This window comes from Amycolatopsis cihanbeyliensis (assembly GCF_006715045.1).
GTDB lineage: Bacteria > Actinomycetota > Actinomycetes > Mycobacteriales > Pseudonocardiaceae > Amycolatopsis > Amycolatopsis cihanbeyliensis.
Window position 1 is genome coordinate 5,171,209 of record NZ_VFML01000001.1, and the last position, 6,292, is coordinate 5,177,500.

The 6,292-nt window shown below is 70.3% G+C and carries 6 protein-coding genes (1 of these 6 cut by a window edge); 3 read left to right on the forward strand and 3 right to left on the reverse strand.

Features of this window, described 5'->3' with window-relative positions:
• The first annotated feature begins 61 nt into the window (after positions 1-61).
• Positions 62-1,630 carry an alpha/beta hydrolase gene (locus tag FB471_RS23680; protein ID WP_142002375.1) on the forward strand — a complete coding sequence of 523 codons (1,569 nt, stop codon included), beginning with the start codon at positions 62-64 and terminating at the stop codon, positions 1,628-1,630.
• 3 nt (positions 1,631-1,633) lie between these two features.
• Here the strand turns inward: FB471_RS23680 and FB471_RS23685 are convergent, their stop codons facing one another.
• A complete protein-coding gene (locus FB471_RS23685) occupies positions 1,634-2,320 on the reverse strand; it encodes an LppX_LprAFG lipoprotein (protein WP_142000579.1) in 687 nt (228 codons plus the stop codon).
• 10 nt (positions 2,321-2,330) lie between these two features.
• A complete protein-coding gene (locus tag FB471_RS23690; RefSeq protein WP_211358114.1) occupies positions 2,331-3,308 on the reverse strand; it encodes a GlxA family transcriptional regulator in 978 nt (325 codons plus the stop codon).
• Positions 3,309-3,379: 71 nt separating this feature from the next.
• Between FB471_RS23690 and FB471_RS23695 the strand changes: the two genes are divergently transcribed.
• Positions 3,380-4,684, forward strand: coding sequence for an MFS transporter (locus tag FB471_RS23695; RefSeq protein ID WP_425457084.1), 1,305 nt, complete (start codon positions 3,380-3,382; stop codon positions 4,682-4,684).
• A 255-nt stretch (positions 4,685-4,939) separates the two neighbouring features.
• On the opposite strand, the gene FB471_RS23700 is transcribed toward FB471_RS23695, so the two are convergent.
• Positions 4,940-5,323 (reverse strand): winged helix-turn-helix domain-containing protein, encoded by a 384-nt coding sequence (locus FB471_RS23700; protein WP_142000581.1) that lies wholly within the window; start codon positions 5,321-5,323, stop codon positions 4,940-4,942.
• 94 nt (positions 5,324-5,417) lie between these two features.
• On the opposite strand from FB471_RS23700, the gene glnA reads away from it, so the two are divergent.
• Positions 5,418-6,292, forward strand: partial view of a type I glutamate--ammonia ligase gene (glnA, locus tag FB471_RS23705; protein ID WP_142000582.1) — the 5' portion only. It continues 469 nt past the right edge of the window; only the first 875 of its 1,344 coding nucleotides appear in the window; it begins with the start codon at positions 5,418-5,420; its stop codon lies off the right edge, out of view.

Below are 6,292 nucleotides of genomic sequence, written 5' to 3' on the forward strand. Positions count from 1 at the left end.
TGGCACGATCACCCGGGTGACCGTGCCGAAGAGTCGTACCGCCCTCCCGGCGGTGGCCGCCATGACCTGCGTCCTCGCGGCCTGCTCGTCACCGTCCTCCGCGCCGACGGACACCTCGCCACCGCCGACCACGGCCGAATCGGTGGCCTCCAGCGCGCCGACCACCCGAGCGCCGCTGGATCGGTACTACGAGCAGAACCTGGAGTGGGGTCCCTGCGCACCGTTCGCGACCTCGGCGGACAGCACGGCCGCCTTCCGGATCGAGGGTGTCGAGTGCGCGCGGCTGCGGGTGCCGCTGGACTATGCCGAGCCCGGTGGCGAGGAGATCACCCTCGGCCTGCTCCGGCACCGGGCCGGTAACCCGGACGCGCGGATCGGTTCGCTGGTGCTCAACCCGGGCGGGCCGGGTGCCTCCGGCATGGTGGCCGCGGCCGGTATCGGCGTGCAGGCCCGAAAAGGTGCCCTGGCGCAGCGGTTCGACCTGGTGGGTTTCGATCCGCGTGGGGTGGGGGCGAGCCGGCCGCAGGTCGAGTGTCTTACCGACGCGCAGCGGGACGCCGACCGGGCCGATGACGGGGAGACCGACGGTTCCCCGCGAGGGGTGGCCGAGCAGGAGGCCGAGGCACGGGACTTCATCGCGGGCTGTGTGCGGCACACCGAGCACGGCGAGCGGATGCTGGCGAACCTGGGTACCCGTGACGTGGTCAAGGACATGGACGTGCTGCGTTCCGCGTTGGGGGACGAGAAGCTGTCCTATGTCGGCTATTCCTACGGCACCCGGATCGGCTACACGTATGCCGAGGCCTTTCCCTCCAGGGTCCGGGCGATGGTGCTGGACGGGGCGGTCGATCCGGAGCAGGACGCGCTGGAGAGCACACTTGCCCAGGTGGCAGGGTTCGGGGTGGCGTTCGGTGAGTTCGTTGACTGGTGTGTCCAGCGGCAGGACTGTGCGCTGGGTTCGGATCCGGCCGGGGCGACCGGGGCGTATCAGGACCTGGTGCGGCCGCTGATCGACAACCCGATCGAGGTGGGCGACGGTCGTAGGCTGTCCTACGAGGACGCGACCACCGGCACGATCCAGGCGCTGTACGCCGAGCAGTTCTGGGAGAAGCTGAACACCGGGCTCGCCGAGGTCCGGCAGGGCAGTGGCAAGACCCTGATGGAGCTGGCCGATCGGTACAACCAGCGGGACGAGAACGGGCACTACGCGAGTACCCAGGACGCGTTCACCGCGATCAACTGCGTGGACCACCCGAAGATCACCGACAAGGACGCGATACTGGCCGCGCAGCGGGAGATGGCGAAGTCCGCGCCGTTCCTTGATGATGGTCGGCCGGATGGGGCGGCGTTGGATGCGTGTGCGTTCTGGCCGGTGCCGAGTACGTCGGAGCCGGGGTTGCCGCGGGTGGATGGGGTGCCGTCGCCGTTGGTGGTTTCGACGACGAATGATCCGGCGACGCCGTATGAGGCTGGGGTGAATCTTGCGAGGGCGATGGATGGGGCGTTGGTGACTTTCGAGGGGACGCAGCACACGGTGTTCTTGCAGGGTAATGAGTGTGTGGATGGGGCGGGTACGGCGTACCTGGTCGACGGCACCCTGCCCGCGGAAGGCACCCGCTGCGCGCCCTGAGAGTTACGGCCGGACGGGCAGGTTGTGCTCGGTCAGGGCGAGTTCCAGCATCACCGCGCCCTCGTTCGGTTTGCGCGGCGGGATCTGCATCCACACCCGGACCAGATCACGGGGCTGCTCGGCGGTGACCCAGAACTTCAGATCGACATCGGACTGGATGCCCGGCACGAGCTCGGAGACCACCTCCCGGCTCACCGCGCCGTTGACCCGGAACGCCTCGACCTCCTCGAGTTCCTCCCTGCCCTCGGTCTCCAGCTCCCGCGCGGAGGTCAGTAACTGCCGCAGCCCCGTTTCCGGCGCCAGCACGGTGGCCGGGGCGTACCGCGCGGGCACCGGCTCCTCCCACCGGGAACCCTCGTTACCGGTGAGGTACAGGGTGTCACCCTGGAGCAGGAACTCGTACTCGACGCGTTCCAGCCCGTCCTGCACGTCGGCGGTGCCGCTGGCCCAGCCGAACTCGCCACCCTCGGTCGAGGCCGCGCCCTCCAGGTTGCGGATGTTCATTCCCGGCACCGTGCCGCTCACCCCGAGGGTGAACCGCACCGAACGCAGCTCGGCGAGCCGATCCGCCGCGGCGGCCACCAGGCCCCGCCCCTCCGGCAGCGGACCGGTGGTGTCCGGGGAGGAGGCACACCCGGCAAGCAGCCCGAGCGCGAGCGCGGTCACCAACGCGGTCCGGCGGCAGAGCATGCTCCCTACGTTAGCTTGGCCGCTGGTGGGACGTCGCGAAGGTGCGCCGGTAGGCGAGTGGGGCGACCCCGATGGCCGAGCTGAGATGCTGCCGCAGTGAGGCGGCCGTGCCCAGGCCCGACTCGGAGGCCACGGTCTCGATCGGCAGGTTCGTGGTCTCCAGCAGATGCCGGGCATGCCGCACCCGCTGCTGGGTCAGCCAGGCCCGCGGCGGCAACCCGGTCTCGGCGCGGAAGCGCCTGCTGAAGGTGCGCACGCTCATCCGCGCGTGCCGGGCCAAGGTGGTCAGGTCGAGCCGCTCGCCCAGGTGGCGCAGGGCCCACGCCCTGGTCGTGGCGGTGCTGCCGGTGTCGCTCTCGGCAACCGGGCGCTCGATGAACTGGCTCTGGCCGCCGTCCCGCCACGGCGGCACCACGCAGTAGCGCGCCGCGGTGTTGGCGACCTCGCTGCCGTGGTCCGCCCGCAGCACGTGCAGGCACAGGTCCACGCCAGCGGCGAGCCCGGCCGAGGTGAGCACCTCGCCCTCGTCCACGAACAGCACGGTCTCGTCCAGTTCCACCCGCGGGTAGAGGCGGCGGAAGTCCTCGGCGTGTGCCCAGTGCGTGGTGGCCCGGCGACCGTCCAGCACACCGGCGGCACCGAGCACGAAGGCGCCGGTGCAGATGGACATCAGCCGGGCACCGGGTGGGATCAGCGCCAGCGCATCGGCCACCGGCCCCGGCAGGGTGCCGTGCCGGCGCGGGCCGGCGACCCGGGTGCCCGGAATGATCACGGTGTCGGCCTCGGTGAGTACCTCGGGGCCGTGCTCGAGTACGGCCGTGTACCCGGTGGAGACCCGGACCGGCTGGTCGTCGACACCGCAGATCCGCACCTCGTAGAGCGGCTCGCCGTCGCGTTCGGCTGCGCGGAACAACTGGGGCGGGATGTGCAGGTCGTACCCCACCACCTCACTGATCGCGAGCACGACCACCCGGTGCGGCAGAGGCATGGCAAGATTCTTGCACATATTGGCAACCAGGCCACTCGTTCGGGATCCCGCCGCGCGGCAGGCTGTGCCGCGTGGTTCACCTCGATGACCGCGGCGCCACGGCCGCGAAGGGGCCGGGGAGCTCGCGCCGCCCGCACTGGGCCTGGCTGGTCGTTGTCGCCGCCTTCTTCGCACTGGTCGGCGCGGCGGGGTTCCGCGCGGCACCGAGTGTGCTGATCGACCCGCTGCACGCGGAGTTCGGCTGGTCCCGCGGGACGATCTCGGCGGCCGTGTCGATCAACATGCTGTTGTACGGCCTGTTCTCCCCGTTCGCCGCGGCGTTGATGGAACGCCTCGGCATGCGCAGGGTGGTCGCCACGGCGTTGCTGCTGGTCGCGACGGGCAGCGGGCTGACCGTTTTCATGTCGGCCAGCTGGCAGCTGATGCTCTGCTGGGGAGTGCTGGTCGGGGTGGGTACCGGCTCGATGGCGCTGGCCTTCGTGGCCACCGTGACCTCGCGCTGGTTCGTCCGGCATCGCGGGCTGGTCAGCGGCGTGCTGACCGCGGCGGGCGCGGCCGGGCAGCTGGTGTTCCTGCCGCTGGTCGCCGTGCTGGCCACCGACCACGGCTGGCGCACCGCGTCCCTGGCGGTGTCCGGTGCCGCGCTGGTGGTGGTGCCGATCGTGCTGCTCCTGCTGCGGGACCACCCCCGTGATGTCGGCACCACGGCCTACGGTGCCGAGCAGGGTCACGAGGAGGCGGTTCCGCCCCCGGCCGCGGGTTCCGCCCGGCGGGCGTTGCTCGTGCTGGCCGACGCCGCGAGGTCGCGGACGTTCTGGCTGCTCGCCGGCGGGTTCGCGATCTGCGGGGCCTCCACCAACGGCCTGATCGGTACGCATTTCGTCCCCGCCGCGCATGACCACGGCATGCCGCACACCACGGCGGCGAGCCTGCTCGCACTGGTCGGGGTGTTCGACATCGCGGGCACGGTCGCCTCCGGCTGGCTGACCGACCGGGTGGACCCGCGCTGGCTGCTGGGCGTCTACTACACGCTGCGCGGCGCCTCGCTGATCCTGCTGCCGCAGCTGTTCGCGCCGACCACCGAACCCCCGATGTGGGCGTTCATCGTGTTCTACGGCCTGGACTGGGTGGCCACGGTGCCGCCGACGGTCGCGCTGTGCCGCCAGTGGTGGGGCATGACCGGACCGATCGTGTTCGGCTGGGTGTTCGCCGCGCACCAGGTCGGCGCCGCGCTGGCCGCTTTCGGCGCCGGCCTCGCCCGCGACCAGCTGGGCAGCTACAACCTCGCCTGGTACGTGGCCGGCGGCCTGTGCGCCCTCGCCACCGTCATGTCCCTGCGCATCCGCTCCCGGCGTGTTTGCCCTCCACGCGCGTGAGTTTGCCGCCCACGCGCACGAGTTTGCTCCTCACGCGCACGAGTTTGCCGTTCACGTAGGCGAGTTGGCCGCGCCCGGGTCCCCCCGCCACGTAGCGGGAACCCCTGGACATGGATCAGCACGTCCTCGGCGCTCTCGGGATCGCGGTCGGTGCGGTGCCGGCCGATGGTCCCGAGCAGTTCGGCGAGCAGGTCCTTCAGTTCGGCGGCCGTCAGCCGGACGACCATGCTGTTGAACCCGGCGGCTTCCGCCCACTCACGCGGCCAGACCTGTTCCGAGTAGGTGATCGCCCGCTGGAAGTCGAGCTCGATGACCTCGCGCACCAGGGTGCGTACCGGACCGCGGGTCTCCGTCGAGGACGTCGTCGATATCGAACCGGGTGTGGTCGTGCACCGCACGCCACCAGCGCTCTCGCCGGGTCCCGAAGTCGGTTTCCTCGGTGATGAACCCGGTGTTGGCCAGCCGACGCAGGTGCCAGCTGATGTTGCCGCTGTCCTCGGTCAACCGCTTTGCCAGCCGGGCCGAGGTGGCGGGGCCCTCCGTGCGCAGCAGGCCGAGTATCCGAACGCGCAGCGGATGCGCCAGCCCCCGCAGGCTGCGGGCGTCCAACTGTTTGTACGTCTCCCGCTCGTCCGCCATCCCGTCAGCCCAGAGTGCGAAGAACTCTTCGCAAGGTTGCCCGGATCGGGTACCAGGCAACGTGGCGTTAACACGATCCGCATAGGGTGCCGACATGGAACGCCAGCAGGAGTTCGTGCTGCGCACGCTGGAAGAACGTGACATCCGCTTTGTCCGTCTGTGGTTCACCGACGTACTGGGCTTCCTCAAGTCGGTGGCCATCGCGCCGGCCGAACTGGAGGGTGCCTTCGCCGAGGGGATCGGCTTCGACGGCTCGGCGATCGAGGGTTTCGCGCGGGTGTACGAGTCGGACATGGTCGCCAAGCCAGACCCCGCCACCTTCCAGGTGCTGCCGTGGGAGACGCCGGAGGGCGGCCATTACTCGGCGCGGATGTTCTGCGATATCGCGATGCCGAACGGCTCGCCGTCCTGGGCAGACCCCCGGCACGTGCTGCGGCGGCAGCTCTCCAAGGCCAGCGAAGCCGGTTTCACCTGCTACGTGCATCCGGAGATCGAGTTCTTCCTGCTGTCCACCCTGCCCGAGGACGGTCGCGAGCCGGAGCCCGCCGACAACGGCGGTTACTTCGACCAGGCCAGTCATGCCACCGCGACCCATTTCCGCAGGCACGCCATCGAGACGCTGGAGGCGATGGGCATCTCGGTGGAGTTCAGCCACCACGAGGGTGCGCCCGGCCAGCAGGAGATCGACCTGCGCTACGCCGACGCGCTGACCATGGCCGACAACGTGATGACCTTCCGGTACGTGGTCAAGGAGGTCGCGCTCACCCAGGGTGTGCGGGCCACGTTCATGCCCAAGCCGTTCACCGACCAGCCCGGCTCCGGCATGCACACCCACTTCTCCCTCTTCGAGGGGGACAGCAATGCCTTCTACGACCCGGAGGACCCCTACGAACTGTCCGAGACGGGCAAGGCGTTCGTCGCCGGTCTGCTCAGTCACGCGCGGGAGATCTCGGCGGTGACCAACCAGTG

Coding starts and splice junctions, on each gene's coding strand:
- FB471_RS23680 (WP_142002375.1), top strand. CDS start 62: ATGACCTGCGTCCTCGCGGCCTGCTCGTCACCGTCCTCCGCGCCGACG.
- FB471_RS23685 (WP_142000579.1), bottom strand. CDS start 2,320: ATGCTCTGCCGCCGGACCGCGTTGGTGACCGCGCTCGCGCTCGGGCTG.
- FB471_RS23690 (WP_211358114.1), bottom strand. CDS start 3,308: ATGCCTCTGCCGCACCGGGTGGTCGTGCTCGCGATCAGTGAGGTGGTG.
- FB471_RS23700 (WP_142000581.1), bottom strand. CDS start 5,323: ATGGCGGACGAGCGGGAGACGTACAAACAGTTGGACGCCCGCAGCCTG.